The organism is Pseudomonas sp. H1_A03, assembly GCF_054685145.1.
Window position 1 is genome coordinate 2,388,581 of record NZ_CP162829.1, and the last position, 26,029, is coordinate 2,414,609.

Annotated in this window: 22 protein-coding genes and 2 pseudogenes; 14 read left to right on the forward strand and 10 right to left on the reverse strand. The window is 58.8% G+C overall.

Annotated features, from left to right (window positions below):
* Positions 1 to 125: 125 nt before the first annotated feature.
* The 8 genes from AB4O35_RS10990 (at position 126) to AB4O35_RS11025 (ending at position 9,847) form a co-directional block, all read left to right on the forward strand.
* The gene (locus AB4O35_RS10990) at positions 126 to 1,520 is read left to right on the forward strand and encodes a PhoH family protein (protein ID WP_065875008.1); all 1,395 of its coding nucleotides are present in this window, start codon (positions 126 to 128) and stop codon (positions 1,518 to 1,520) included.
* A gap of 88 nt (positions 1,521 to 1,608) precedes the next feature.
* A complete protein-coding gene (moaC, locus tag AB4O35_RS10995) occupies positions 1,609 to 2,082 on the forward strand; it encodes a cyclic pyranopterin monophosphate synthase MoaC (RefSeq protein ID WP_016978208.1) in 474 nt (157 codons plus the stop codon).
* Positions 2,079 to 2,321 (forward strand): molybdopterin converting factor subunit 1, encoded by a 243-nt coding sequence (gene moaD, locus AB4O35_RS11000; RefSeq protein ID WP_049709886.1) that lies wholly within the window; start codon positions 2,079 to 2,081, stop codon positions 2,319 to 2,321. The genes moaC and moaD overlap by 4 nt, the downstream gene beginning before the upstream one ends.
* A gap of 2 nt (positions 2,322 to 2,323) precedes the next feature.
* Entirely contained in the window at positions 2,324 to 2,776 is a 453-nt protein-coding gene (gene moaE, locus AB4O35_RS11005) for a molybdopterin synthase catalytic subunit MoaE (protein WP_065875007.1), read from the forward strand.
* A 208-nt stretch (positions 2,777 to 2,984) separates the two neighbouring features.
* Positions 2,985 to 3,755, forward strand: a complete 771-nt coding sequence (locus tag AB4O35_RS11010) for a hypothetical protein (protein ID WP_460149586.1) — start codon at positions 2,985 to 2,987, stop codon at positions 3,753 to 3,755.
* Positions 3,752 to 4,957, forward strand: coding sequence for a hypothetical protein (locus tag AB4O35_RS11015; RefSeq protein WP_460149587.1), 1,206 nt, complete (start codon positions 3,752 to 3,754; stop codon positions 4,955 to 4,957). Before AB4O35_RS11010 ends, AB4O35_RS11015 begins: the two co-directional genes overlap by 4 nt.
* A 76-nt stretch (positions 4,958 to 5,033) precedes the next feature.
* Complete coding sequence (locus AB4O35_RS11020) at positions 5,034 to 5,888, forward strand: BRCT domain-containing protein (RefSeq protein WP_460149588.1); 855 nt, start codon at positions 5,034 to 5,036, stop codon at positions 5,886 to 5,888.
* Positions 5,885 to 9,847, forward strand: coding sequence for an RHS repeat domain-containing protein (locus tag AB4O35_RS11025; RefSeq protein WP_460149589.1), 3,963 nt, complete (start codon positions 5,885 to 5,887; stop codon positions 9,845 to 9,847). The genes AB4O35_RS11020 and AB4O35_RS11025 overlap by 4 nt, the downstream gene beginning before the upstream one ends.
* 86 nt (positions 9,848 to 9,933) lie before the next feature.
* Here the strand turns inward: AB4O35_RS11025 and rhlB are convergent, their stop codons facing one another.
* Both rhlB and AB4O35_RS11035 read right to left on the reverse strand, forming a co-directional pair.
* Positions 9,934 to 11,394: an ATP-dependent RNA helicase RhlB gene (rhlB, locus tag AB4O35_RS11030; RefSeq protein ID WP_175402971.1), complete on the reverse strand. Its 1,461-nt coding sequence runs from the start codon at positions 11,392 to 11,394 to the stop codon at positions 9,934 to 9,936.
* 96 nt (positions 11,395 to 11,490) lie between these two features.
* Positions 11,491 to 12,147, reverse strand: a complete 657-nt coding sequence (locus AB4O35_RS11035) for an alpha/beta hydrolase (RefSeq protein ID WP_065910574.1) — start codon at positions 12,145 to 12,147, stop codon at positions 11,491 to 11,493.
* A 345-nt stretch (positions 12,148 to 12,492) separates the two neighbouring features.
* Between AB4O35_RS11035 and AB4O35_RS11040 the strand changes: the two genes are divergently transcribed.
* The 4 genes from AB4O35_RS11040 (at position 12,493) to AB4O35_RS11055 (ending at position 16,662) form a co-directional block, all read left to right on the forward strand.
* Positions 12,493 to 13,524, forward strand: a complete 1,032-nt coding sequence (locus AB4O35_RS11040) for an amino acid ABC transporter substrate-binding protein (RefSeq protein ID WP_065875000.1) — start codon at positions 12,493 to 12,495, stop codon at positions 13,522 to 13,524.
* A gap of 72 nt (positions 13,525 to 13,596) precedes the next feature.
* Complete coding sequence (locus AB4O35_RS11045) at positions 13,597 to 14,778, forward strand: amino acid ABC transporter permease (protein ID WP_065874999.1); 1,182 nt, start codon at positions 13,597 to 13,599, stop codon at positions 14,776 to 14,778.
* Between the two features lie 10 nt (positions 14,779 to 14,788).
* A complete protein-coding gene (locus AB4O35_RS11050) occupies positions 14,789 to 15,886 on the forward strand; it encodes an amino acid ABC transporter permease (RefSeq protein ID WP_460149590.1) in 1,098 nt (365 codons plus the stop codon).
* A gap of 11 nt (positions 15,887 to 15,897) precedes the next feature.
* Entirely contained in the window at positions 15,898 to 16,662 is a 765-nt protein-coding gene (locus tag AB4O35_RS11055; protein WP_003171943.1) for an amino acid ABC transporter ATP-binding protein, read from the forward strand.
* Between the two features lie 51 nt (positions 16,663 to 16,713).
* On the opposite strand, the gene AB4O35_RS11060 is transcribed toward AB4O35_RS11055, so the two are convergent.
* Together AB4O35_RS11060 and AB4O35_RS11065 are read right to left on the reverse strand one after the other, a co-directional pair.
* Positions 16,714 to 17,205 carry a type II toxin-antitoxin system MqsA family antitoxin gene (locus tag AB4O35_RS11060; RefSeq protein WP_065874998.1) on the reverse strand — a complete coding sequence of 164 codons (492 nt, stop codon included), beginning with the start codon at positions 17,203 to 17,205 and terminating at the stop codon, positions 16,714 to 16,716.
* Positions 17,202 to 17,513: a type II toxin-antitoxin system MqsR family toxin gene (locus AB4O35_RS11065; protein WP_049709879.1), complete on the reverse strand. Its 312-nt coding sequence runs from the start codon at positions 17,511 to 17,513 to the stop codon at positions 17,202 to 17,204. Before AB4O35_RS11065 ends, AB4O35_RS11060 begins: the two co-directional genes overlap by 4 nt.
* Before the next feature lie 159 nt (positions 17,514 to 17,672).
* Between AB4O35_RS11065 and AB4O35_RS11070 the strand changes: the two genes are divergently transcribed.
* Positions 17,673 to 18,332 (forward strand): FadR/GntR family transcriptional regulator, encoded by a 660-nt coding sequence (locus AB4O35_RS11070; RefSeq protein ID WP_065945252.1) that lies wholly within the window; start codon positions 17,673 to 17,675, stop codon positions 18,330 to 18,332.
* Positions 18,322 to 19,575: a CynX/NimT family MFS transporter gene (locus AB4O35_RS11075; RefSeq protein WP_065945251.1), complete on the forward strand. Its 1,254-nt coding sequence runs from the start codon at positions 18,322 to 18,324 to the stop codon at positions 19,573 to 19,575. Before AB4O35_RS11070 ends, AB4O35_RS11075 begins: the two co-directional genes overlap by 11 nt.
* Before the next feature lie 4 nt (positions 19,576 to 19,579).
* Here the strand turns inward: AB4O35_RS11075 and AB4O35_RS11080 are convergent, their stop codons facing one another.
* The 6 genes and pseudogenes from AB4O35_RS11080 to AB4O35_RS11105 all read right to left on the reverse strand — a co-directional run bounded on the left by AB4O35_RS11080 (position 19,580) and on the right by AB4O35_RS11105 (position 26,025).
* Entirely contained in the window at positions 19,580 to 20,203 is a 624-nt protein-coding gene (locus AB4O35_RS11080; RefSeq protein ID WP_460149591.1) for a DUF1120 domain-containing protein, read from the reverse strand.
* 44 nt (positions 20,204 to 20,247) lie between these two features.
* Positions 20,248 to 20,894: pseudogene (locus tag AB4O35_RS11085) on the reverse strand (DUF1120 domain-containing protein).
* A 19-nt stretch (positions 20,895 to 20,913) separates the two neighbouring features.
* The gene (locus AB4O35_RS11090) at positions 20,914 to 22,038 is read right to left on the reverse strand and encodes a DUF1120 domain-containing protein (protein ID WP_460149592.1); all 1,125 of its coding nucleotides are present in this window, start codon (positions 22,036 to 22,038) and stop codon (positions 20,914 to 20,916) included.
* Between the two features lie 11 nt (positions 22,039 to 22,049).
* Positions 22,050 to 24,503: pseudogene (locus AB4O35_RS11095) on the reverse strand (fimbria/pilus outer membrane usher protein).
* Between the two features lie 128 nt (positions 24,504 to 24,631).
* Positions 24,632 to 25,393, reverse strand: coding sequence for a fimbria/pilus chaperone family protein (locus AB4O35_RS11100; protein ID WP_083207054.1), 762 nt, complete (start codon positions 25,391 to 25,393; stop codon positions 24,632 to 24,634).
* A gap of 2 nt (positions 25,394 to 25,395) precedes the next feature.
* A complete protein-coding gene (locus AB4O35_RS11105) occupies positions 25,396 to 26,025 on the reverse strand; it encodes a DUF1120 domain-containing protein (RefSeq protein ID WP_065879578.1) in 630 nt (209 codons plus the stop codon).
* Positions 26,026 to 26,029: the final 4 nt, after the last annotated feature.

Consider the following 26,029-nt stretch of genomic DNA (forward strand, 5'->3'; position numbering starts at 1 on the left):
GGCGTCTTCCAAGACTCCTCATGTGGGCACTGCGCTTGACGTCACTCAGGTGCAGTCGGTGGTCGAATCGAGGCGCAGCACCGCCCAGGTATTGCGTCGACTGGCTCCCACAAAGGTGACCGAGTATGGATGATCATGGACGTAACCCTTCTTCCGACCAGCCAATCCTTTATGTGCTTGATACCAACGTACTGATCCACGATCCGAACGCACTGCTTAACTTTGAAGAACACCACGTCGCCATCCCGATGATCGTGCTTGAGGAGCTCGACAAACTCAAAAGCGGGCACCACAGCGTTGCCGCCGAATGCCGCCAGGCCATCCGCCTGATCGACAAGACACTGGGCGAAGCATCGCCGGAGGATGTTGAAGTCGGCGTACCGATCCAGCGTGGCAAAAGCGGGCCCAAGGGCTTGCTGTCGATTCTGATGAGCAAGCGCAGCGAGCCCAACAGCCTGCTGCCGGAAAATCTGAACGACAACAAAATCATCAACCAATTGATCGACCTGCACGCGCGCGACAAGGATCTGCGCCTGGTACTGGTGACCAAAGACATCAATATGCGCCTCAAGGCACGAGCGTGTGGGATCGCTGCCGAGGACTACAGCACTGACCAACTGGTCGACGACGTGTCGATGTTGTCGCGTGGCTATCACACGGTGCCCGGCTCCTTCTGGGACCTCGTCAGCAAGGTCGAAACCCGTCAGGACCATGGCCGCACCTGGCATCAGGTACAGTTGATCGACAACCTGCCGGCTGTACACATCAACGAATTCATCATCGACGAACAGGGCTTTGTGGGCTGGATCAAAGAAATCCAGGTCGACAAGCTGCTGATTCTCGACCTGCATCAGGAACCCCTGTTGCACCAGGAAGCCTGGGGCCTGAAACCGCGCGATATCTACCAGAGCCTGGCGCTGTACGCGCTGCTCGACCCGGACATCCACCTGGTCAACCTGACGGGGGCTGCCGGTTCCGGTAAAACCATCCTTGCCTTGGCTGCCGCCATCGAGCAGACCATGGTGACCAAGCGCTATCGCCGCATCATCGCCACCCGCAGCGTGCAGGGCCTGGACCAGGAAATCGGTTTCCTGCCCGGCACCGAGGCGGAAAAAATGGAACCGTGGCTGGGGGCGATCACCGACAACCTCGAAGCCTTGCACATGGATGACGAAAACACCCATGGCAGCGTCGACTACATCCTCAGCAAAGTGCCGTTGCAGTTCAAATCCCTCAACTACATCCGAGGTCGCAGCTTCCAGCAGAGCCTGATTTTGATCGATGAATGCCAGAACCTGACCCCGCACCAGATGAAAACCATCATCACCCGTGCCGGTGCCGGTTCCAAAGTGGTGTGCCTGGGCAACCTGGCACAGATCGACACCCCTTACCTGTCCGCGACCAGCTCCGGGCTGACGTACCTGACGGAACGCTTCAAAGACTTCCCCAACGGCGTGCACATTGCGCTGCAAGGGGTGCCCCGTTCGATTCTGGCCGAATACGCCGAATCTCACTTGTAAATGCGGTCAGTGTGGGAGGGCACTTGCCCCTCCCACATTTTGATCGGCGATAGGTTTACAATCGGTGCTCCTGATCAGGAGTATCCCTGTGCTGACTCATCTCGATTCCCAAGGTCGCGCCCATATGGTCGACGTCACCGACAAGTCCGTGACGTTCCGTGAGGCGGTGGCCGAAGCGCGCGTGCGCATGCTGCCCGAGACCCTGAAAATGATTGTCGACGGCGCCCATCCCAAGGGCGACGTATTTGCCGTGGCCCGCATTGCCGGGATCCAGGCTGCGAAAAAAACCAGTGATCTCATCCCTCTGTGCCACCCGCTGATGTTGACGGGCGTCAAGGTCGAACTGAGCGCCGATGGCGTGGACGCTGTGCATATCCTGGCGCGCTGCAAACTCTCCGGCCAGACCGGTGTAGAGATGGAAGCGTTGACCGCTGCCAGCGTCGCGGCATTGACGATCTACGACATGTGCAAGGCCGTGGACCGTGGCATGACCATCGAAAGCATTCGCCTGCTGGAAAAGCTCGGCGGTAAAAGCGGGCACTTCAAGGCGGACCAGGCATGAGCATCAACGTATTGTTTTTTGCGCGTTACGCCGAAGCAGTGGGCTTTGACTCGCTGGAGGTGGAGGGCGATTTCGCCACTGTCGATGCGGTGCGTCTAGCGTTGGCCAGTGACCCGGAGTTTGCCGTACTCAACGAGACCAGCCTGATGTGTGCGCGCAACGAAGAGTTGTGCGGCCTCGATGAGCCAGTGCAGGCAGGTGACGAAGTAGCATTCTTTCCACCCGTGACCGGAGGCTGATCATGGCCATTCGTGTGCAGGCCCAGGCGTTCGATCCGGGTTTTGAGGTGAATGCCATGCACGCGGCCAATGTGGGCGTGGGCGGGGTGGTGAGTTTTGTGGGCTATGTCCGCGACTTCAACGACGGCCTGGACGTGGCAGGGATGTTCCTGGAGCACTACCCCGGCATGACCGAAAAGGCCCTGGCCAAGATCGCAGTCGAAGCTGAGCAGCGCTGGCCGTTGCTCAAGCTGGAAGTGCTGCATCGTATTGGCGCGCTGGAGCCGGGTGAGCCGATTGTGTTTGTTGCAGCCGCCAGTGCCCATCGGCAGGCGGCGTTTGATGCCTGTGCGTTTGTGATGGACTACCTGAAGACGCGGGCGCCGTTCTGGAAGAAAGAGAACACCAGTGAGGGGCCGCGTTGGGTGGAAGGGCGGGAAAGCGATTGTGCGGCTGCACATCGTTGGAACGTGTGAGAGTTTTCATGGCTTTTTGAAGCGCAAAACTTCATGACTATTTCTATTTGTTCTTATTAACTGTTACTTCTGACAGTTGTCATCACCTTGGTGAAAGACTTTTAATCGACCGTATGGTGCGGTGGCTTATAGCGGTTAAAGAAATTTATAATAAGTTTGTCGAGCCTGTAATTTTCTTATTTTTCATAATTTCTATAAGGAATTTGACATGGCTCAGACCGAAGATTCTATTCGCCTTTCTCATTTTACAATCAGAGGCTCTGGCGATGAAAGTTCGCGTTGCTCGGTATATGCCAATGGTAACCATCAGTGCGAGCTAATTATCGAAGTGATTAAAGAGGCTCAGGATGGGAACGGAGTGTGGCATGAAACTGAATTGTCGGAGTCTGAGCGTGCCAGTGTAACGGTCATCCAGTGTTTCGCTGATAAGATTCAACCACTCGCGTCGGGATGGTCGTGTGATAAGAAGAGAAATCAATATGATCTTGGCCTGCAAAAAAATAAAACAGGGCAGGGCAAGGCTAGAAAAAATGAAACTTCGATCTGCGGTGTAGGTTCTAAAAAAGAGTATGTGCGGCGTTTTATGCGTTGCGCCCCAACTGATAGTTATGCACCTATCACCCTTGTGGCCAAGGTTGAATTTGATGGCCAAGTTTATACGTCGGCAGGCTGTGCAGGCGATGAGGAAGATTCGTCGGTAGTCGTTAAGCCGATCCGTCCATTCGTCATTAAAGCTGAGGATCTCTCTGAATCTGCAGATGCTGCGTATGTAGACGCCAGATGTACCATTCAATGTTCCTATTGGACGCCTCCAAGCCCAATGTATTTTACTTGGAATTTAGGGCTTGGACGGTCTGTTGAATTTTCTGAAGAGGGAGAGCTGTTCCAAACATCGTTCTTACATGAGGAAGCATACAACTTGGGGTGGAAGGCTGGCGTTGTCAGGGGGGGGACTATTCCGGTCTGCAGCTGCATTTGAGTGATATTCATCATGGTTTCTACCATCCATGGAAAAATCCGCTAGTACGATTTCATGAGCGTCCGACGATCATGCGTGCTCTCCACGTGAGTGATGATATGCCAATTCTTCGCGAAGACACTCGCAGTGCATGGACATTGATTGATAATGTCGGGACGACACAAAAATACCGTTTATCGAAATCATCTGGCGGTTTTGGGATGCGGGTGGAGGACTATGAGGAGATCGCTGAAACTAACGTCAAAGTCTTCAAGATTTTTTTCCCTAGTGGGCAGCCCAATAGTAATGAGCTCTATACCAATAATCGCCATCAATGCAAAGTTTTGATTGAAGTCGTCAAAGAAGAAACTCTCGATGGGAGCATCTGGGTGGAAAAACCCCTGACGAATGAGGAGAAAAAAAGCGCAACGATCACCTTTTATTCATCAGATAAGTTTGCCCCACTCCCGACGGGGTGGTCTGTTGACACAGATAAAAACATCTTCGATACGGGAATTCGCAGCCTGGATGCCGAGAACTCTGTGTGTGATGATAGTGGGTATACAGTTACCAATGATCCTAGAGCTGAAATAATTGAGCGATATATGCGCGTTGCGCCAGGCATCCCATTAGAATCAATCAGATTTATGGCGAGAATAATTGTAGGTGGCGTGGTTTATACAACTTACGGGTACGTGGGTAATTCATTTATCACTCTTTCACCTGTCAGGCCTTATGTTATTCGGGTTGGTGAGTTAACTGTGAATCGCTATGATGTTTTTAATGGCGCAGTCTCTACTGATTTAGATATGTATTATGTGCGTCCGTCAATGGGCGGTGTCGAGTTTCTGATGAACAAAGGGTTGGACACCCCTCTGTCGTTGCCTAGTGAAGGGTTAAAATTTCAGTCGTGTTACGCTCATGATGGGGGTGCTTTAGGGCGCTCTAGAAAAATTGGTGTGCTGTTAGGTGATGATGTTAATGCCGTCGTTCGATTTGGTGATATTGCGAATGATGGATTAGTGGATCCAAATATTATAATAAAAGCGGATCATCATAATACAGTAATGCGTATTGCGAGAGTGACAAGGCCTTCGATTTCGTTCGGTAGCGGAGACACAAAAACGCCATTGCGGCTGATCGATAATTACGGATGTGAGCAGGCGTATTATATTAATCAGAGTGAGGACGGTAATACCGCCTACTTTACCGATTATAACTAGTGCTTAGGAACCTTGAGTCTTGTTGTTATTGATGAGGCGGCGTTCAATTTCAAATGCTGACTTGAGGTGCGTCCGTATGAATGTTTACTCGAATGCGTTTTGCTTTGGCTCTTATTTGGCCGGTTCTGTCGATGACCGCACATTGCAATACACGTCTAAGGTTCAATTGGCAACCTTATATCCAAACGGCCCTTTAGAAGTGTCTAAGGATGTCACGCTGTCATTTTCAATGCTGAACACTCAGCCTTCAAGGTACGGTATTGGTTGGCGAATCAGTAATACCGAGTTTGATGTTGACAACCTTACGCTCACGCTACTCACGGGTGAGCGCTATAAAACCCAGAGCCTGCCGTCAGTAGGGGGCACGCTTGCATTCACAGATCGTAAGTTAAGGGATTTGGTGGTCAAGCGGCCGGCTGCGGACACGCTACATGTAGTTTATAAGGATGGAACCGTCGAGGTTTTGAAAAAGCATGGCAGTACCGTGCCCTATCGTATAAATACCATTCAGTTTGAAAATGGCGAGAGCTTGAGCTTTCGATATGCTTTGGGTGAACACCTCGATCGCATCCTTAATCAGAAGGGCGAGGAACTTGTGGTGTTGACCTATTCCCAGAGCTGGATACTGTCGACGGTCGATACCCTTGTCGGCGGCGGGCGTTACGCACGCGTCCGATTTTCATATGCCAACGAGTATTTAACCGGTGTCACCGTTCCCTATGATCGCAGTGGTCCGCCCGGGTCTGCTGCTTACACGTTCGCCTATACCGTGTTCCGCAATGGCTTGAGTGCTATCGAGAGTGTAAAGCGGCCTATGGGGGGGAGGAACGCATTGTCTACAGCGAAAATACCCTTGCCTACGGTAACAACCAATACATTCCCAGCGTCGACACGTGGGTGCAGATTCCTGGCGCCAATCAGCCGCGCATGATCAGAAAATATAGCTACAGTCCGGGCAGCAACTTCTCCGGATACCCTTTTTCAGGTGGTTTCCAGGAGGGCGAGGACAACTTGTTGAAGGTGGCGGGGGCTTACGTTTATTGGTCGGAGGAAACCCGCATTGACGCAGCCGACAATGACAAGGTGCTGATGGTTACACGTACGACCTACAACAAATTTCACCTGCAGACCGAAAAAACGGTGCGGCGCGATGGCACCATAAGCAAGACCAGCGTCATCTATAACGTGGTCGCGGGTCAGTTCTCTGATCAACCGGCCAATTACGCGATTCCGAAGACGGTTACCCAGCGCTATGAACGGGCGGGTAACCCTGCAAGGGAGGTGTCTGAGCATATCGAGACCGACGACTTTGGCAATGAGCTAAGTCTCACTGAAGTATCCGGCGTTCGCACCGAGTACAGCTACTACCCGATCACTGGTGAAGCTGCAAAATGCCCGGCCGACTCTCACAACCTCTTTCCTCGCTACGTGAAGCAAGAGCGCCTTTTTCCTGTGGGAGCCACGGTTGCTGCGCGAGTCACCGACTACACCCACACCCGCTTGCCGGCGACGGGCGCCAGTTACTTTGTCTTGCAGCAGTCCATCCTTCAGGCTGGGAGTTTCAGCCAGCAGCACACTTACTACAGCGCGCCTGCCGAGCTGGTAGGTCGGTTGGAAACATCCTCTTGCACCATTGCTGGACTGACGCTGGTCAGCAACTTCAGCTATACCATCGCGGGTGATCGTCTTATTGAAACGCGCCGACTGCTGGGCCGTGAAGGGCAATGGGTTGAGTCTCAACGCACACTATCGCTGGTCAACCGGCGCCAGGAATCAATGATCCGGGACGGTGGTTGTGCAGTGGCTCTAGCATTCGATGTCAATGGTCGACTGGTTGAGGAAGTGGTTTCTCCGGGCAAACCGCAGCAGGCTAAGCGTAACTATGCCTACCATTTTTCGACGCAGAGCAACGCTGCTCATCTGATCACCACAGATGCCCAAGGTCGCCAGGTCGTCACAAGGTTTGATGGGCTTGGCCGCCAGGTTTCCGATAATCAACTGATGGCGGGACCGCTGGAACGCGCTATCGGAACACGGACTTACGATGCGCTTGGGCAACTCATTGAACAGGTCGATTTCGATTATGTGACCGACGGCCAGCGTGTGCTGAAGACGGTCTATTCCTACAATGGTTGGGGCAACCCCAGCAGCGTAACCGGTCCCGATGGCCGCGTTCTGATTGATGAATACGATCCGCAGTTGAATCTCAAGGTTGAGGGCGTTGAGGGTGGTGAACGTCTGAAAACTTATTTCAATGAGCATAGTCAGCCGGTGAAGGTGGAGCGACTTGATGCCAGCAATAACGGCGTCGAAGTAGAGTCGCGCACCTATGATGGCCTGGGCCGATGCCTGCTGGTGAAGGATATCAATGGCACTTCGAGTGAGTTCACCTATGACACCTTCGGCCGGCTGTTGACCGTTCTTCAAAAGCCTGTGGACGGCACCCCGCAACGGTTGCGCAAAATTGACTACGCGCCGGGTACCAGCAGCGAAACGGTCAGCGCACTCTTGATCGACGGCAAACAGTTGGGCACACGCAGTTATGACAGCCTGGGGCGCATGACCAGCCAGAGTCGTGGCACGGGGCAAGCCTCTACATGGGAGTATGAGGCAGGGTGGATGGCGCCCGTTGCGATGGTATCCCCTCGTGGTGCTCGTCAAAGCATTACTTATGACAAAGAGCTGGATGTGCAAACCAAGGTGGAGATGACGGGGCTCCCGGTAAGTACCTACAAGCATGATTATGTTGCGGGAACACTGACGCGCACGGAGACCAATGGCCTGATCCATGAGTATGTTCATGATGAGAACGGCCATCTCGAGAAGGAGACTCAAAACATCAATGGCACTTCGTTGACTGCCCTCTACAGCTATTCCCCTGGCGGTCGACTGCTGCATCAAACGGCCGCTGATGGTCAGGTTAGTCGGCTTGATTATGACGAGCGCGGTCGGTTTACCAAGATAGTCACGGGCAGTATGGTCGTTGAGCAGAGCTATGATACGTTGGGTCGGCCACAGAACCTGACCACTGCCTATGGCAGCACTGAAGTCGTAACCATGCTGTCTTACGATGGGCTGGGGCGTGAGTCCTCACGCCGTTTTGAGCAGAACGGCGCGCTGCTGCAAGTGATCACCAGCACATACGATGCCAACAGTATGCTGGCGACACGGGTTCTGACGGATGCGAGCTCACAAGTGGTGACCGATGAGAAATTTACCTACGATGCCTTCCTGAGGCTCAAGACTTATCGCTGTGAGGGTCGCGAACAGCCTAAGGACCAGTTGGGGCGTGGCGTCGTAGGGCAGGTTTTCAGTTTTGATAGCCTTAATAACATTACCCAGGTAATCACCTCCTTTACCGACGGTACGCAAGATACGTGCGTGCGCTTTTTCACCGGCACCGACCCTACCTGTTTGACCCGGCTCACTCACACTCTCCCAGTGCAGGATGTCACTCTGACTTATGATGCGGCGGGCAACTTGCAGGTCGGAGCCTCAGGCCAGACCTATACCTATAACAGTTTTGATCAACTGACTGGAGTACGGGCCAATGCCCTCCAGTACAGCTATGAGTACGATGCCGAATCACGCCAGGTACTTGCTTCCAGGGGCAACGAACCTCCTGTGAAGCTGATGTACGTGGAAGACCGCCTTGATACCGTGGTGGAAGGCAATAAAAAAATCCGTTTTGCCGACGGAGGGGATCAGGTGTTGGCGCGCAGCGGCGGTGTGGATGGGCCACAACTGCACACTAACGATGCATCAGGTAGCGTGCGCGGCATATCGGCTCCGGGGCTTGCGCATGTGCGGCGACATTACACGCCCTATGGCGATGCGCAAGTTGTACCGAATGACGGAAAGACTCGCACCATGGCAGACCTGCAACTGCCAGCGTTCAATGGTCATCGACTGGATGCGTCGTGCAACCTCTATATTTTGGGCAACGGCCAGCGCGTCTACGATCCTAGTCTGCTGGTTTTTCTGCAGGTTGATCCGCTTGCTCCATTCGATGAGGGTGGATTCAATAGCTACGCGTATTGTGCGTGTAATCCAATCAACTTGATGGACCCCAGCGGTTTGTGGCCGAGCTGGCTGAAGTGGGTTCTGACCGGGACGGCATTAGCCCTGTCGATAGTAACGGTAGGATTTGCGACGCCCGGGTTGATGGCGGCTGCGGCTGCCTATACGGCGGCGGCGACGGCGGCAGGTTTAGCAGCGGCTTCGGGTGGCGCAGCGGCAGTTGCTGCGACAGCCTCCGCCGCTACGGCGGCGATGGTAGTTGCCTCCAAATCGGCAGTTTTTATCGCTTCTGCATTGGGCGTAGTGGGTGGAACCTTGAGTACTGCGGCGCTTGGCATTGCAGAGGTTGACAGAATGACGGGGTGGGACCGTTCCCACCATATTCGCAACCTGGGGTGGGCCTCTTTAGGGTTTTCCATTGCTTCATGGACGGCCAGTATTGGGGGAGCCTATACATCGGCAAACCTGGCTTACAACGCGGCAGCGAAAGCCGGGACTGCCAAAGACTTCGTCAAGTACGCTGGCTTTTTTGATACCCCGCTTGGAAGCGGTCTGCAGGCGGCGGGCAAACGCATGGTGGGCTTGACCTACAAGTTCACCGACAAACAGGGCGTTACTACCTTCAGCAAGGTTTATGGCGTCACGCGCTTTGCTTTGAGAACGACCAATTTTGGCCGAGCGATAGAGGCCAGAAGCAAAGCGGCGTCACCGGCTTCTGAGTCAGGCCCGACGGGGCCGGGTTCGAACGCTTCGGCACAGCCACAGGCCGCTGGCAGTCTTTTTTTTGATATGCCAACGAGCAGTGCAGGTTACTTTCAGGCATTCAGAGACGAGGAGTCGCGCATTCGCCAACCATCCTGGTGGAATTGATATCGGTAGGACGGTGGCGCGGGACGTGTTTGATGCAACAAATTTGAGAGCGGGCGGGCCCGCTCACTTTTTTAATCGCGTTGCGCTTAAGGCCGCTTACGTTCCACCGCCCGCAGCAAATGCGTCGACGGCGTCTCACAGCTGATCTTGCGGCCCAGCAACGTCTCAATCGACGGCAACTGGTACGAGTCATCCTCACCCGCAAAACTGATCGACACCCCCGCCGCCCCGGCACGGCCGGTACGGCCAATGCGGTGCACGTAGTCGTCCGGCACTTCCGGCAGGGTGAAGTTGATCACGTGGCTGATGCCGTCGATGTGAATCCCGCGCCCGGCCACGTCGGTGGCCACCAGCACGCGAATCTTGCCTTCGCGAAAGCCTTCCAATGTCTTGATGCGCTTATGCTGCGGCACGTCGCCCGACAGCTGCGCGGCGTTGACGCCGTCACGCACCAGGCGCTCTTCGATGCGGCGTACTTCATCCTTGCGGTTGGCGAACACCATCACCCGCTCCCAACCGTTATCGTTGATCAGGTTGTAGAGCAGCTTGTACTTGTCGGCGCCGGCCACGGCGTAGATGTGTTGCTCGACGTTTTCGCTGGCGACGTTGAGCGCTTCGATCTCAACGATGGACGGGTCGGTAGTCCACTGCTTGGCGAGGTTCATCACGTCTTCGGTGAAGGTCGCGGAGAACAGCAGGGTCTGGCGCTCGGCCTTCGGTGGAGTTTGGCGAATGATCTGGCGCACTTGCGGGATAAAGCCCATGTCGAGCATGCGGTCGGCTTCGTCCAGCACCATCACTTCGACCATGTCCAGGTGCACGTCGCCGCGCTGGTTGAAGTCGAGCAGGCGGCCCGGCGTGGCTACCAGGATGTCGCAGTGACGGGCTTCGAGGTGCTTGAGCTGCTTGTCGAAGTCCATGCCACCGACGAATGTCATGACGTTGAGGCCGGTGTACTTGGTCAGGTCGGCGGCGTCCTTGGCGATCTGTACCACCAGCTCCCGGGTCGGGGCGATGATCAGCGCGCGCGGTTCACCCATGTAGCGTTCTTTCGGCGGCGGCGTCTGCAGCAGTTGGGTGATGATCGAAATCAGGAACGCGGCGGTCTTGCCGGTACCGGTCTGGGCGCGGCCGATGGCGTCCTTGCCCGCCAGGGTAAAGCCCAGCACCTGCGCCTGGATCGGCGTGCAGTACGGGAAACCCAGGTCCTGGATGGCGTGCATCAGTTCCGGGGCCAGTTTGAAATCGTGGAAGCGGGTCTTGCCTTCCTGGGGTTCGACGACGAAGTCTTCGAGCTTCCAGGGGATGACGACCGGCTTTGGTGCGCGTTCGCGGCGAGGCTTTGGAGCCACTGGCGCGGGAGCGGCTGCCGCCGGTGTTGCCTGTTCAGGCGGTGTCACCTTCGGCTGGGCAACGGGTGCTGTCCGGCCGGGTTGTTCACCGTCGTTGCGGCTGCCGGTAATAGAGACAGGAGCACTGGAATCAGGCGCGAGCGGCTCAGCCTCGCTTTTGCCGAACATCTTCTTGAGTGCTTTGAGCACGGTGATCTCATTAATTGGTTAAGGAATGTACGCCGGCCAGTGTAATGCAAGAATCGGGCGCGGCGTAGTGCGTCTGTCATACGGCTACATAAACGCCGGGTTTCAGCCCAGGCGCGCGGTCAGCCAGGCGCCGATATCGTGTATCTCCTGGGGTAACACTTCGTGGCCCATTGGGTATTCCTGCCATGTCACGGTGACACCACGGCTCTTCAGGTGCTCATACGCCGTGCGACCCATGGCGTTCTGTACCACTTCATCGTACTGGCCGTGCAGACACAGCGTTGGAATGCGCTGCTGGCTGGCGGATAACTCCAGCTCATCGCCGAATGTCGGTGCGTAGGTTGAGAGGGCAATAACGCCGCCCAGTGGGCCTTCCCAATTCAGGAACGCGGTATGAAAGACCACGGCGCCGCCCTGGGAAAACCCGGCGAGGAAAATCCGCGACGCGTCTATTCCGGTTCTCTTCTGCGCTTCGATCAAATCCGTGACCATTTTTGCCGACACCTCCAGCTCTTCCAGGCTGATCGAGCGGGCCGGGCTCATGGCCTTGATGTCGTACCAACTGGGCATCTCATAGCCGCCGTTGATCGTCACCGGACGGGTCGGTGCCTGGGGCAAAACGAAGCGGGTCGTCAGCAAGCTTTCCTGTAACGCCTCGGCCACCGGCAGGAAGTCGTAGCGATCGGCACCCAGGCCATGCAACCAGATTACGCAGGCGTCTGCGGGCTTGGCGGGCTGAAGAATCAAGGGTTCGGTCATGTCTGCTCCATTAATGTGCGCGCGCTCCGATTAGGTGCAACGGAACGGTGCGCGACTAGTTGATCTGTTAAGAAGATGTCGCACGGTTGAATCTTTTGCTATTGACCGTGGGCTGAATCGGCTCAGCCGGCACTCTGGTACGGGCCTTGCTATGTGTTGGACGATGTCAGCGCTATCTCAGGACGGTAACACTATCAGTGACTGCCGCTTATGGGATAGCAACTGGATTGACCGCAACAACCTCATGCCGCTTGACCCCAAAAAAAGCCAACACGGGTCGATATCGCCTCATAAGGGTGCGCTGAGGTTCGAGCTCCGACACAACAAGAGCAACTGGAGGTTTGAATGAAGGTATTGAAATCCACCCTGGCCATCGTTTCTGCGGCGGCTGTACTGGGTGTCAGTGGTTTCGCCCAAGCTGGCGCCACGCTGGACGCCGTGCAGAAGAAAGGCTTTGTGCAATGTGGCGTGAGTGACGGTCTGCCGGGTTTCTCGGTACCGGATGCCAGCGGCAAGATCCTGGGGATTGACGCTGATGTGTGCCGCGCTGTGGCCGCTGCCGTTTTCGGTGACGCGACCAAGGTCAAATTCAGCCAGTTGAACGCCAAGGAGCGTTTCACCGCGCTTCAATCGGGCGAAGTCGACATTCTGTCCCGTAATACCACCATGACCAGCTCCCGCGACGCCGGCATGGGCCTGAAATTCCCAGGCTTCATCACGTACTACGACGGCATCGGCTTCCTGGTAAACAACAAGCTGGGCGTTAAAAGTGCCAAGGAACTGGACGGTGCAACCATCTGTATCCAGGCCGGTACCACCACCGAGCTGAACGTTTCCGACTACTTCCGCGGCAACAACCTCAAATACACCCCGATCACCTTCGACACCTCCGATGAAAGCGCCAAGTCGCTGGAATCCGGTCGTTGCGACGTACTGACCTCCGACAAGTCCCAACTGTTCGCCCAGCGCAGCAAGCTGGCCGCACCGAAAGACTACGTGGTCCTGCCGGAAACCATTTCCAAGGAACCATTGGGCCCAGTCGTGCGTAACGGCGATGACGAGTGGCTGGCCATCGTGCGCTGGGTTGGCTACGCCATGCTCAACGCTGAAGAAGCCGGTATCACTTCGAAAAACGTTGAAGCTGAAGCCAAGTCCACCAAGAACCCGGACGTCGCTCGTCTGCTCGGTGCTGACGGCGAATACGGCAAAGACCTGAAAGTGAAGAAAGACTGGGTCGTACAGATCGTCAAGCAAGTCGGTAACTACGGCGAAGTGTTCGAGCGCAACCTCGGCAAGAGCACCCCGCTGGAAATCGACCGTGGCCTGAACGCGCTGTGGAACGCCGGCGGCATTCAATACGCACCACCTGTGCGCTGATCGCTGATGGTTCTGTCACCCGGTGGGCCAACCACCGGGTGATGTTCTGTTCCATTATTTCCGGGGCACTTCATGCAAAATCAAATCGGCGCACCAAAGCAGAAGCTCAGCTTCAGCGATCCCAAAGTGCGTGCGTGGCTCTTCCAGATCATCACGATTGTGGCGGTGGTCTCGCTGGGCTGGTACCTCTTCAACAATACCCAGACCAACCTTCAACACCGGGGCATTACCTCGGGTTTCGACTTTCTTGAACGCAGTGCCGGCTTCGGCATCGCGCAGCACCTGATCGACTACACCGAATCGGACAGTTATGCCCGGGTGTTTGTGATCGGTTTGCTCAACACCTTGCTGGTGACGTTTATCGGCGTGATCCTGGCGACGCTGCTGGGGTTCATCATCGGCGTCGCGCGGCTGTCGCCGAACTGGATGATCAACAAGCTGGCAACCGTGTATGTGGAAGTGTTCCGCAACATTCCGCCGCTGCTGCAAATCCTGTTCTGGTATTTCGCGGTGTTCCTGACCATGCCGGGGCCGCGTAACAGCCACAACTTCGGTGACACCTTCTTTGTCAGCAGCCGCGGCCTGAACATGCCGGCAGCGCTTGCAGCCGACGGTTTCTGGCCGTTTGTGGTCAGTGTGGTGGTGGCGATTGTCGCAATCGTGCTGATGGCTCGCTGGGCCAACAAGCGCTTTGAAGCGACGGGCGTACCGTTCCACAAATTCTGGGCGGGCCTGGCGCTGTTCATCGTGATTCCGGCGTTGTGCGCCTTGATCTTCGGCGCGCCGCTGCACTGGGAAATGCCTAAGCTGCAGGGCTTCAACTTTGTCGACGGTTGGGTACTCATCCCCGAACTGCTGGCACTGACCCTGGCGCTTACTGTTTATACGGCAGCGTTTATCGCCGAGATCGTGCGTTCGGGCATCAAGTCCGTCAGCCATGGCCAGACCGAAGCCGCGCGTTCCCTGGGCCTGCGCCCTGGGCCGACGCTGCGCAAGGTCATCATTCCGCAGGCCCTGCGGGTGATCATTCCGCCGCTGACCAGCCAATACCTCAACCTAGCGAAAAACTCTTCGCTGGCCGCCGGTATCGGTTACCCGGAAATGGTTTCGCTGTTTGCCGGCACGGTGCTCAACCAGACCGGCCAGGCCATCGAAGTTATTGCTATCACCATGAGCGTGTACCTGGCGATCAGCATCAGCATTTCCCTGCTGATGAACTGGTACAACAAGCGCATTGCGCTGATCGAGCGGTGAGGAAACGCCCATGAGTTCACATATTTTCAAACCTGATATGCCGCCGCCGAACAAAGTGTTCGGGCCGATGGCATGGATGCGCGCCAACCTGTTTTCCAGCTGGCTCAATACGCTGCTGACGTTGCTCGCGTTCTACCTTGTGTACCTGGTGGTGCCGCCGATCCTGAGCTGGGCGATCATCGACGCCAACTGGGTCGGCACCACGCGCGCCGACTGCACCAAAGAGGGCGCCTGCTGGGTGTTTATCCAACAGCGCTTCGGGCAGTTCATGTACGGCTACTACCCTGGAGACCTGCGCTGGCGTGTAGACCTCACCGTGTGGCTGGCCATCGTTGGCGTGGCGCCGTTGTTCATCTCGCGTTTTCAACGCAAGGCGGTCTACGGCCTGAGCTTCCTGGTGCTGTACCCGATCATCGCGTTCTTCCTGCTGCACGGCGGAATCTTCGGCCTGACCAACGTGGCGACCAGCCAATGGGGCGGCCTGATGCTGACCCTGGTGATCGCCACCGTCGGCATTGCTGGCGCCTTGCCGCTGGGCATCATGCTGGCGCTGGGGCGGCGTTCGAACATGCCGGCGATTCGGGTGGTCTGCGTGACTTTCATCGAATTCTGGCGCGGCGTGCCGTTGATCACCGTGCTGTTCATGTCCTCGGTGATGCTGCCGTTGTTTCTTCCCGAAGGCATGGGCATCGACAAACTGCTGCGCGCATTGATCGGCGTGATCCTGTTCCAGTCGGCCTACGTGGCGGAAGTGGTGCGCGGTGGCTTGCAGGCGATTCCCAAAGGTCAGTACGAATCGGCCGCAGCGATGGGCCTCGGCTACTGGCGCTCGATGGGCCTGGTGATTCTGCCGCAAGCCCTGAAGATGGTCATCCCCGGCATCGTCAACACGTTTATTGCGCTGTTCAAGGACACCAGCCTGGTGATCATCATCGGCCTGTTCGACCTGCTCAACAGCGTCAAGCAAGCCGCCGCCGACCCGAAATGGTTGGGCATGGCCACTGAAGGCTACGTGTTCGCGGCCCTGGTGTTCTGGATTTTCTGTTTTGGTATGTCGCGCTATTCCATTCATTTGGAACACAAGCTCGACACTGGCCACAAGCGTTAGGAGTTGATGTTATGAGCGAAGCGATCAAACAGCCTGTGAGCCCTGAAGGCATTATCCAGATGCAGGGCGTCAACAAGTGGTACGGCCAGTTCCACGTGTTGAAAGACATCAACCTCAACGTCAAGCAGGGCGAGCGTATCGTGCTGTGCGGCCCGTCGGGTTCAGGCAAATCCACCACCATCCGCTGCCTCAACCGTCTGGAAGAGCACCAGCAGGGCCGCATCGTGGTCGATGGCGTGGAGCTGACCAACGACCTCAAGCAGATCGAAGCGATCCGCCGTGAAGTCGGCATGGTGTTCCAGCACTTCAACCTGTTCCCGCACCTGACCATCCTGCAGAACTGCACGCTGGCGCCGATGTGGGTGCGCAAGATGCCCAAGCGCAAGGCCGAAGAAATCGCCATGCATTACCTGGAGCGCGTGCGCATTCCGGAACAGGCGCACAAGTTTCCGGGGCAACTGTCCGGCGGCCAGCAACAGCGTGTGGCGATCGCCCGTGCCTTGTGCATGAAGCCGAAAATCATGCTGTTCGATGAGCCGACTTCGGCACTCGATCCGGAAATGGTGAAGGAAGTTCTGGACACCATGATCGGCCTGGCCGAAGACGGCATGACCATGTTGTGCGTGACCCACGAAATGGGCTTTGCGCGCACCGTGGCCAACCGCGTGATCTTCATGGACAAGGGCGAGATCGTGGAACAGGCGGCGCCGAATGACTTCTTCGACAACCCGCAGAATGACCGGACCAAGTTGTTCTTGAGCCAGATTTTGCATTGATCGATGTTTGAATGAATAAACCCGGCCTGGCGCCGGGTTTATTTTTTGGGGCTAGGACACTTTGAGTGCCTCAGCGTCGTTGTTCACGGTGTAGGTGAAAGCGCCACGCATGTCAGCACCTTCTGCCAAGACTTCGGCATCTGCCAGCAAATGCGGGTGACGATCCAATAGCCGCATCAGTAATACCAGCGGCTTGGGGGGAAGAAGCTCGCCGCGTTCGTAGCGAGAGAATGCGTTGTGGCCGCCACCGGACAGTAATTCCACCGCTTCCTTTTGCGTAAGGTGCAATTTGCGGCGGATACGTTTCATCTCGGCGCCAATCATCTTTTGGGCTGCTATGACGAGTTCATCGCCGGCTTCGCCATAACGATCCGCACTATCGGTATCGGGGTCCCAAAAGCCGTCACCGCATACGTGACATTCCCAGCCGGAAAGATTGTCTACCCGGCGCTCCATACCTCTGACCCTGATGGTTTCACTGCGGCCCTCAAAATAATGCAATGCGTCGGGGGCACCACAGATGTAGCAATTTTTTACCTTCATAGGTTCTTCTCCTTGAAGGAGATCACCGGAGGGTCACCGTCCGGGGAGTAAGTGACCTTGATGTAAATCTCCCTATCTTTTGCGTACGTGTGATACACGTCCTGCCAAACCCGATGATCTCTATAGGTGGTCATCGACTTGTACAACATCCAGTTTTGTAACTCATAGATGGCATCCTGCATTTCCTTGATGCTGAAGTGGAGTTCCCTGCCGCACCTTTGTGCTGTGTGGGTAAACGCTCTCCTGCCAAGCCGCTTCACATCCGCCTTTACCACCGCCAGATCGTAATGAGGTGTGTACTTTTCCATAAGACACCTGAGTCCAATAATTACCCTCTGAGGGTAATTTTACCAATCGAAAATACTGCTCCTTTTCCTGCCTCAAAACCCTAGTCCGTTGCCTTTGTAGGCTGCTCCGAATAGGCTGTAGGAAAATTCATCCTATGATTGGACGAAAATGCAAAAGCCATGACAGACATCGCCCCCCTGATCAAACGCTCCCTGGTCGACCAGGCGTTGGAGCAACTGCGCCAACGCATCAGTCGAGGGGTGTGGGCCATTGGCGAACGCCTGCCCACCGAGCCTGAGCTGTCCGCCGAGTTGGGCATCAGCCGCAATACCGTGCGCGAAGCCATGCGCGTATTGGCCTTTTCCGGGTTGATTGAAATTCGCCAGGGCGACGGCAGTTACCTGCGTTCGATGACCGATCCGCTGGGCGCGATGCGTGCGTTGTCCCATTGCACGGTCACCCAGGCGCAGGAGGCGCGGCAGATTCTTGAAGTGGAGGCCATCGGCCTTGCGGCGTTGCGCCGAACCCATGACGACCTGGCAGGTTTGCGCGAAGCCCTGGACGCGAGCGCCGCGCTGTATCACGGCGATTTGGAGGCGTACATCAGGGCTGATCTGGTGTTCCACAAGCGCCTGGTAGACGCCGCACACAACCCGGCCTTGAGCGAGCTGTACCAGTATTTTTCCGCCGTCGTCGGCGCCCAATTGCGCCAGACCCTGAACATCTCGCCGCGTCGCCAAGCGGTGTTCGACCTGCATATCGCCCTGCTCGAAGCCGTGGAGCACCAAGACCCGGAACGCGCCAAATCCCTTTGCCGGCAGTTGATCAATGAACCCTGAAACCAAGCTTGAAGAACTGTTGATCGACGCTGAAGCCGACGACGAGGGGGTGCAACACACCCCACCGGTGGTGAGCCGCCCGTGGCTGTTGATCATGGGCTTGATCCTGGTAGCGATGAACCTGCGCCCGGCACTGTCGAGCCTGTCGCCGTTGCTCAGTGCGGTGTCCGACAGCCTGGGGTTGTCGGCGGCCAAAGCGGGTTTGCTGACCACTTTGCCCGTGCTGTGCCTGGGGCTGTTTGCGCCCTTGGCGCCGCTGCTGGCGCGGCGTTTTGGCGCCGAGCGGGTGGTGTTGGGAATTCTGCTGACGCTGGCGGGCGGGATCACCCTGCGCAGTGCGTTCGGCGAAGTGGGGTTGTTCGCCGGCAGCCTGATCGCCGGCGCGAGCATCGGCATTATCGGCGTGTTACTGCCGGGCATCGTCAAGCGTGATTTTGCCAAGCAGGCCGGCACCATGACCGGCGTCTACACCATGGCCCTGTGCCTGGGCGCGGCGTTGGCGGCGGGGGCGACGGTGCCGCTCAGTCATTACTTCGGCGACAGTTGGAGCGTCGGCCTGGGCTTCTGGATTGTGCCCGCGCTGGTGGCGGCGTTGTTCTGGTTGCCACAGGTCGGCCAAAAGCACGGCGCCCATCAAGTCGCCTATCGCGTAAAGGGCTTGCTGCGCGACCCGCTGGCCTGGCAGGTGACCCTGTACATGGGCCTGCAATCGTCCCTGGCCTATATCGTGTTCGGTTGGGTACCGTCGATCCTGATCGATCGTGGCCTGAGTGCCACCGATGCCGGTTTGGCGCTGTCCGGTTCGATCATCGTGCAACTGCTCAGCGCGCTGACGGCGCCGTGGCTGGCTACCCGTGGCAAGGACCAGCGGCTGGCGATTGTGGTGGTGATGCTGCTGACCCTTGCCGGCCTGTTCGGTTGCCTGTATGCGCCGCTTGAGGGGTTGTGGGGGTGGGCGGTGCTGCTCGGCCTGGGGCAGGGCGGCACCTTCAGCCTGGCGCTGACCTTGATCGTGCTGCGCTCGCGGGACTCCCACGTGGCCGCCAACCTGTCGGGCATGGCCCAGGGCATCGGCTACACCCTGGCCTCCATGGGGCCGTTAGCGGTGGGCCTGGTGCATGATTGGACCGGTGGTTGGGCCGCGGTGGGCTGGATTTTTGCGGTGATCGGCGTGGGTGCGATCGTTGCCGGCCTGGGGGCAGGCCGGGCGTTGTATGTGGGGGTGAGCAGCGAGAAGGTCTAGTGCCTTACAGGTAGCGCACCGTCGATGTGGCTGAGCCGTCGATGGGCACTTCGCTGGTGAGTGTGAGGTTCTTGGACGGGGCAATGGCCGCGTCGATTTGCATCGAGGCCGTGAGCACTTGCACCGGGACCGGCATGAGCGGTGAGGCCTTGTAGATCGATACCAGGCCACCGTTCCTGAAGTAGCCGCCAGTGTTCCAGGTCAGGCCGCCGTCATTCGAGTGAATACCGTAGCCGCTGTCGCCGTCGGCCAGTATGGACCTGAGCACCACATACATGTTGCCGAGCTTCTGGTTGCCGTTGATCAGCCCCAGTCCCAGGCTTTGGGCGTCATCGAAGTAGGCCGAGCCTGCGCGGTTATCCTGGGTTTCGATCGCCACCAGGGTTGCGGCCTCGCACGTGACGGTGAGGGCCGTGGTCATGCTTGGCAGGTCGGTCGGCTGTTCGGGATATAGATCTTTGGACGCGATCTTGCCGACTTCAAACTGGCCGCCATTGGCCAAATTCAATTCACACGCACTCGGTGTAATCAACCCGCTCACGCTCAGGTCGATAGCCGAGGCTGCCTGGGTTTGCGCGGCGCAGGCCATTGCCAGGGTGGCGACCAGGATGGGAAGGGACTTGCTCATGGTGTTGCTCCTTTCTAGGGAAGGTTGTGTGGCAGGGAAAAGGGTTACAGGTAAACGACTTCCAACGACGCTGAACCGTCCATCAACACATCGGTGCTCAGGTCCAGGTTCTGCTTGGCGTTGATCACCGCTTCGAGGGTCAGGGTGCTGGTCAGGGTCTGGATTGCCGATGGTCCGGCGGTACTGCCCTGCACATCGGTGAAACCCAACAAACTGCGCGAGCCGATGTCGATGGGGTTGGTATTGGCCATGCGCCACGCCACGCCGCCGGTGGTGGACTCGGTGCCGTAGATCACCGGCACATCATCGACCACGGTTTTTTCGGGTCGAAGCTCACGGAATACACGCCAATCTTGCCGCCGCTGTTATCCAGGCCGAGGCCGTAGAAAATCTCGCTGTTGACGTGGGCGGTGCCGTCGCGGTTATCGCGCATGCGCAGGGCATAACGGCCCGCCGCGTTGCAGTTGATGCTCAGGGTCAAGGACTTGAGCGGCAGGCGCGTGCCGACCGATTGGTTGAGGTCCTGTTGGGAAATCTTGCCGAAATCCACCAGCCCGCCGCCGGACAACACCGGTGTGCAGGCCATGGGCGTGATCAGCCCGGTGACGGTCAGCTCAACGGTGGACGCGGCGTGGGCGGAACTGCCCTGGGACAACAGGTACACAGCGAGAGGAATCAGGTAACGGTTCATGGTGAGCTCCAGTAGGGGGTCAGAGGTAAGTGATTTCGAGGGTCGCCGCGCCGTCGAGACGCACTTCGTTGCCCAGGTCCAGGCTGTTGAGCGGTGCAATCACCGCCTCCAGGCTTGCGGTGGCACTGAGGGTTTGAATCGCCACCGGGCCGGCGCTGCTGCCGGGCGTGGCGGCAAAACCCAGGTAGCGATTCGCGGCGATGGCGAGGGGGCTGCTGCTGGCGGTGCTCCAGGGCACGCCACCGCTGGCGGAGTCGGTGCGGTACAGCGCAGGCAGGCTGTCGGCGCTGGCCCGGGTTGGGTCGAAGGTCAGCGCGTAGCGGCCGATTTTTTGCTGGCGAGCATCCAGGCCCAGGCCGTAGGTGCCGGCCTCGGCGGGCCCGGTCGCTGAGCCCTCACGGTTGTCCTGCAGGCGCAGGGCGAAGTGGGTGGGGGCGTCGCACGCCACCGTCACCAGCAGGTCGCGGGGGGGCAGGGCGGTGTCACGGTCTGTGTGCAGGTCGCTGACCGAGAGTTTGCCGAGGTTGACGTTGCCGCCATTGGACAGGCTTGGTGTACACGCCGCCGGGGCAAAGCGCGCTTGCAGGCGCAACTCCCGCGAGCGCCCGGCGCCGGTGGCATCCAGCACGCCGCTGGTGTCCCAGGTCACGGCGTCGCGCACGCGCAGGGCGTCTTCGCTGGCCCAGGCACTGGCGTCGATCTGCAACGACAGGCTGCGGCCAGTGACCACCGCACCGCCGCGCATTGGCACAATGCCGTGGTCGGCGCGCCACGCCAGGCTGGCGCCGCTGAGGCTGGGTGCCTGGCCGCTGGCGCTGAGCAAGCCCAGTTCAACGGCCTCGCCATCCAGCACAGCGTCACTGACGTTCAGGCCATAGCTGCCGCGCTCGGTGAAGCGAAAACGCTCCGGCCCGGCGGCCAGCCCCCGGTAGAACAGGCTCATATCGGTGGCTTGCGCGCAGTTCAAGGTGAGGCTGAGCCGGCGTTCGCCCAGCAATCGTTCCGGCGTCGGCACCAGGGCTGCGGCGCGGTTCATCAGGCCGAAATCCAGGGTCGATTCGCTGATGTTCAATTGGCACTCCTGCGCACCCCAGGCGCCGCTGCTCAGGCACAGGGTGGCTAACAACAGCCCGGTAGGCTTCATGACGATGTTCCTCATGGCTGGAGGCAGCGGGCGGCTGCGCTTTCGAAATACACATCGGGGTCGCCCTTGTTCGGCAACGTGTAGCTCAGGCGACAACGGGGTTGGCCCGGGGCCTTGACCCACAGCGGGCGCTCGTCGAGCACGTTGGGCAGGAACACCTGGCTGCCGTCCTGGACGAGGGTGATGAACTCGCCGTCCGCCGTGGTTACGGCTGCGCCTTTGGGCAGCGGCTAGCCGTCGTCGCGGCTTACCGTAAGCAGCGCGCGACGGGTCACGGCCACGCCGAATTGCACTTTGTCGACCGCGCCGCGTCCGGCGGTCAGCACCGCCAAGCCGTTGCTGATATCGGCATTGCGCGGCAGCGAACGGGTGTGCACTTCCACCGGGCTGCGGCCGTAGGCGCTCAGTTGCGGGACCACGGCCTGGCCTTGCCAGTCGGTCCACACCGGCCCGCTCGGGGTGCTGACTTTGATCCCTGCCATGTCGCCCACCGACATCACGGCAAAAGTGTCGCGCACCGGATAGGGCGAGAACGTCAGGCCGTCACCGTGGGCCACCAAACCGCCGCGTGCGCCGCCCTGGTAGCTGGCGCGCTGATCGTCGGAGCGGGTGTAGTTGAAGTCCAGCTGGCTGTAATACGGCAGGGCCGAGACGCCGAGGGTGGCTTCCACTTCGCGGTCGCGGCTGTCACGTTCGACGTCGACGCGGTAGCTCAGTTGGTCGTTGAGTTGCTCGCTGAGCCCGGCGCCCAGGCGATGTTCACCGCCGGTATTGCGTACCCAGGTACGCGCCCGGCGGGTTTCACCCAAGGGCAGGCTGACGTTGAGGTAAAGGCTGTCATCGCTCTGGTGTCGCCCGCCGACTTGCCACTCGGCACTGGCCGATACCGACACCCGCCCGAAGCTGGTGCCCCAGGACGCCAGCGCGCGGCTGCTGTTGTCGCCGCTATAGGATGACGAACGCGAAATCCCGGCACTGAATGCGCCCAGTGTCGGGTGCGCCCAGGAGGCGGTGAAGCTCTGTTGATCGCGGTAGCGCAGGCGTTGCTGGTCGCGAGTGTTGGCGTCGAAGGTCGACTCCTCCAGGTCGCGGTAACCGAGGGAGCGCCACGACGCCGCGGTACTGAACCCCCAGCGATCCGACAGGCGCTGCGACCACGACAGGTCGGTCTGCAGCCCTTGGTCCTGGCCGACGCGGCTGGCTTGGGCGGCCTGGGTCGACCATTGCAGCTGACTGTCCTGCCACGGCAGCCAGCCCAGGCTGACGCCGCTGGATCGGTACGCATCCGCCACCAGCACGCCGGCGCCCACGCTGATTTGCGGGTGCAGCGCACCGCTCCAGCCCGCGCTGACCACCCAGGGCTCGGCTCCGGCACTGTCGCCAATCTGCCGCACCCGCCCGGCCGCCACCGAGAAGCCCGGCGCCGGCAAGCCCAGCCCGAGCATGCCCGCCGGTACGGTGAAACGGCGCTCTTCACCGCTGGTTTCCTTAACCGTGACTTCCACGTCGGAGCGGCTGTTCAAGCGCCGCACATCGGTCAGCGAAAATGGCCCGGCCGGAACCACCGTGGAATGGATCAGCGTGCCGTTCTGACGGATCTCCACCTGGGCCGGGCTATTCGCGATGCCATTGATGGTCGCGCCCTGGTTCTGGTCCTGCAGCGCGGTCTCGGTCAGCACCTGGGCGCCGGTGATTTGCGTGCCGGCCAGCACCGGGTTATAGAGGTTGATCTGCCCGGCCTGCAGCACCGCCTGCTGTTCAGCGAAGGTGCGCTGGGCGTAGGCGTCCAAGTGGGTGGTGCGCGAGCGACTCTCTTGCCAGGTGCGTACCTGGCGGCTGCGCACGATCCAGTCGCCGGCATTGAAGCCGACTTCGGTGTTGGCCGAGCCGAAGCGGCTGGTGTCGCCGCCGTATTCGTTGTGCAGCCCAGTCAGGTCGTAATTGAGCAGCGCGGCAAAACCGCCGCTCTGGTAGCCAGACACATCTCGCTGCGCCGGGCGCAGGGCCTCGGTGGGCACCACCAGGGCCAGGTTGAGGCTGGCCGGGTCTTGCTCGATGACCGTCTGCGGGTAGCGCGCGAGAAAGCTGTCGCAGGCGCCATCGTCGGGGACGATCAGGTTGCCGACATCGAGCAACGCACGGTTGAAACACAGCGTACCGTCGCGCTCGAACGTCACATCGACCCGGCCGCGGCGTTGGCCGTTGACGTTCAGGTTGACGGCATGCCGGCCAGGGGTGAAGCGCGGCGCGTCCAACAGCAGGTTGGCCAGCTCCGGGTCGATGCCGCGTTGGGACAAGGTTTGCGGATCAAATGAACCGGCGAGCAACAACTCATCGGCCAGTGGGTCGTTGGCGGGCAGTGTGCCACCCAGGGTCAAGGCCAGTCCCGCCAGAAACCTGCGGGACCGGCGAGTAGGACGACCGGGCACGGCTTCGCCGTCGCGGTCAGTGGTTACTGTGCTCACAAGGTCGTACTCAAGTGTTGGACGCGTGCTACCGATTCCTATCGGTTCACGCCGCGTGCCGGTGGCGTTCAATGGGAGGCCACTTCTTTTTGTCTGGGCGCCGGCTTAGGTCCTTGGGCGCCCGCTTGTCATAGAGCGATGGGGGCTTCGTAGGGCGCCACGGCGAACCCGTAGACCGTGGCAGGTTGCAACTGCACACGGGTCGCGCCGCTGGCACTGGCGGTCACGTGCAGGGTTTCGCCGGGCAACACATAAGTGCGCGGCAACAGCGCGGCGCCATCACCCGGCAGCAAGCGCAGTTCCTGGGCCAGGCGCACCACGTAGGGCGTGGGGTTGTGCACGCTCAACTGGTTGTTGTCCAGGCGCCAGGCCAGGCCGGTCCAGGGCGTGCGATTGGGCTCAAGGCCCTTGGGATGAATGATCACCGGCAGGTTCTGGCGCACGGTCACGCCTACGCGAGCATGACCGGCCTGGGTGGCGGAGCGGTTCTGGGGCATGCCTTCGAAGATCACCCGCTTGAGGCGTTGAGTGGTCAGTGGCTCGGGGCTCTGCAGGATGAAGCGCACCAGCTGGCTCTTGGAGGGCTCAACCCGCGCCAGCGGTGGGGTGACGAACAACAGTGACGCAGTGTCCTCGGGGATATCCTCGAGGGTGACGTGCAACAGGGCGAGCTTGTTGTCGGTGTTGGTCACCGACACCGAGGCTTCGCCGTCCTCTTCATGCACGATCACCACCGAAGTGTCCGGCACCATGCCGTCGGCCAGCACCAGCGACGGGCCGCCCAATGCCAGGGCCAGCGCGCCTATATACAGGCATGCGTAGCGCATCAGGGTAGAAAACAACAGGTTCAGAAAGCGGTTGAACAAGGCAACACAAGGGAAGGGGGGCATGGCTACAAGTACCTCAGGTCAAGCACGATGGAGCCGTCCAACGGCACCTCTTGGTTAAGGGTCAGGTAGGCGGCGGCGTTGATCGACGTATTGACGTTCAGGGTGGCGGTCAGCAGGCGATGGGGCTCGGGCACCAAGGTGCCCGGGGAGGCAAAACCCATGTAGTTATTGGGATAGGCGTTGGACTCGGGAAACCAGGTCAGGCCTTGGTTGCTCGAGGCCAATACCAGCACGCCGTCGCCGTCGCCGATGACGTCACGAAAGGCCAGGGACACGGTGCCCAAGCGCTCGGTCGGGGCATGTATGTTGTTGCCCAGGCCGTAATAAAAGCCTGGGCCCAGGGACGAATCGGCGCGGTTGTCCACGCCCACCAGCACAAACAGCACGGGCTCGTTGCAACTCACGCTCAGGTCCAGGTTTTGGCTGGGCAACTGGCTGAACTCCCATTGATTGAGCCCGCGTGCCGGCACCTTGCCGTGGTCGACAATTCCGTCGGCCGACAGCGATACGGTGCATGCATTGGGCGTGATCCGCCCGGTGACGTTCAGCTCCGTGCTGGACGTCGCCAGCGCCGAGGGCCCGATACTCATCAGGCCCAACAGAGCAAACAGCGTTGAAGGAGTGGTCTTCATAAAG

Excerpts from the sequence above, each read along its gene's own strand:
- AB4O35_RS10990 (WP_065875008.1), top strand. The coding sequence starts at position 126 with ATGGATGATCATGGACGTAACCCTTCTTCCGACCAGCCAATCCTTTAT.
- moaD (WP_049709886.1), top strand. The coding sequence starts at position 2,079 with ATGAGCATCAACGTATTGTTTTTTGCGCGTTACGCCGAAGCAGTGGGC.
- moaE (WP_065875007.1), top strand. The coding sequence starts at position 2,324 with ATGGCCATTCGTGTGCAGGCCCAGGCGTTCGATCCGGGTTTTGAGGTG.
- AB4O35_RS11010 (WP_460149586.1), top strand. The coding sequence starts at position 2,985 with ATGGCTCAGACCGAAGATTCTATTCGCCTTTCTCATTTTACAATCAGA.
- AB4O35_RS11020 (WP_460149588.1), top strand. The coding sequence starts at position 5,034 with ATGAATGTTTACTCGAATGCGTTTTGCTTTGGCTCTTATTTGGCCGGT.
- AB4O35_RS11025 (WP_460149589.1), top strand. The coding sequence starts at position 5,885 with ATGATCAGAAAATATAGCTACAGTCCGGGCAGCAACTTCTCCGGATAC.
- AB4O35_RS11035 (WP_065910574.1), bottom strand. The coding sequence starts at position 12,147 with ATGACCGAACCCTTGATTCTTCAGCCCGCCAAGCCCGCAGACGCCTGC.
- AB4O35_RS11040 (WP_065875000.1), top strand. The coding sequence starts at position 12,493 with ATGAAGGTATTGAAATCCACCCTGGCCATCGTTTCTGCGGCGGCTGTA.
- AB4O35_RS11045 (WP_065874999.1), top strand. The coding sequence starts at position 13,597 with ATGCAAAATCAAATCGGCGCACCAAAGCAGAAGCTCAGCTTCAGCGAT.
- AB4O35_RS11050 (WP_460149590.1), top strand. The coding sequence starts at position 14,789 with ATGAGTTCACATATTTTCAAACCTGATATGCCGCCGCCGAACAAAGTG.
- AB4O35_RS11055 (WP_003171943.1), top strand. The coding sequence starts at position 15,898 with ATGAGCGAAGCGATCAAACAGCCTGTGAGCCCTGAAGGCATTATCCAG.
- AB4O35_RS11060 (WP_065874998.1), bottom strand. The coding sequence starts at position 17,205 with ATGAAGGTAAAAAATTGCTACATCTGTGGTGCCCCCGACGCATTGCAT.
- AB4O35_RS11065 (WP_049709879.1), bottom strand. The coding sequence starts at position 17,513 with ATGGAAAAGTACACACCTCATTACGATCTGGCGGTGGTAAAGGCGGAT.
- AB4O35_RS11070 (WP_065945252.1), top strand. The coding sequence starts at position 17,673 with ATGACAGACATCGCCCCCCTGATCAAACGCTCCCTGGTCGACCAGGCG.
- AB4O35_RS11075 (WP_065945251.1), top strand. The coding sequence starts at position 18,322 with ATGAACCCTGAAACCAAGCTTGAAGAACTGTTGATCGACGCTGAAGCC.
- AB4O35_RS11080 (WP_460149591.1), bottom strand. The coding sequence starts at position 20,203 with ATGAGCAAGTCCCTTCCCATCCTGGTCGCCACCCTGGCAATGGCCTGC.
- AB4O35_RS11090 (WP_460149592.1), bottom strand. The coding sequence starts at position 22,038 with ATGAAGCCTACCGGGCTGTTGTTAGCCACCCTGTGCCTGAGCAGCGGC.
- AB4O35_RS11100 (WP_083207054.1), bottom strand. The coding sequence starts at position 25,393 with ATGCCCCCCTTCCCTTGTGTTGCCTTGTTCAACCGCTTTCTGAACCTG.
- AB4O35_RS11105 (WP_065879578.1), bottom strand. The coding sequence starts at position 26,025 with ATGAAGACCACTCCTTCAACGCTGTTTGCTCTGTTGGGCCTGATGAGT.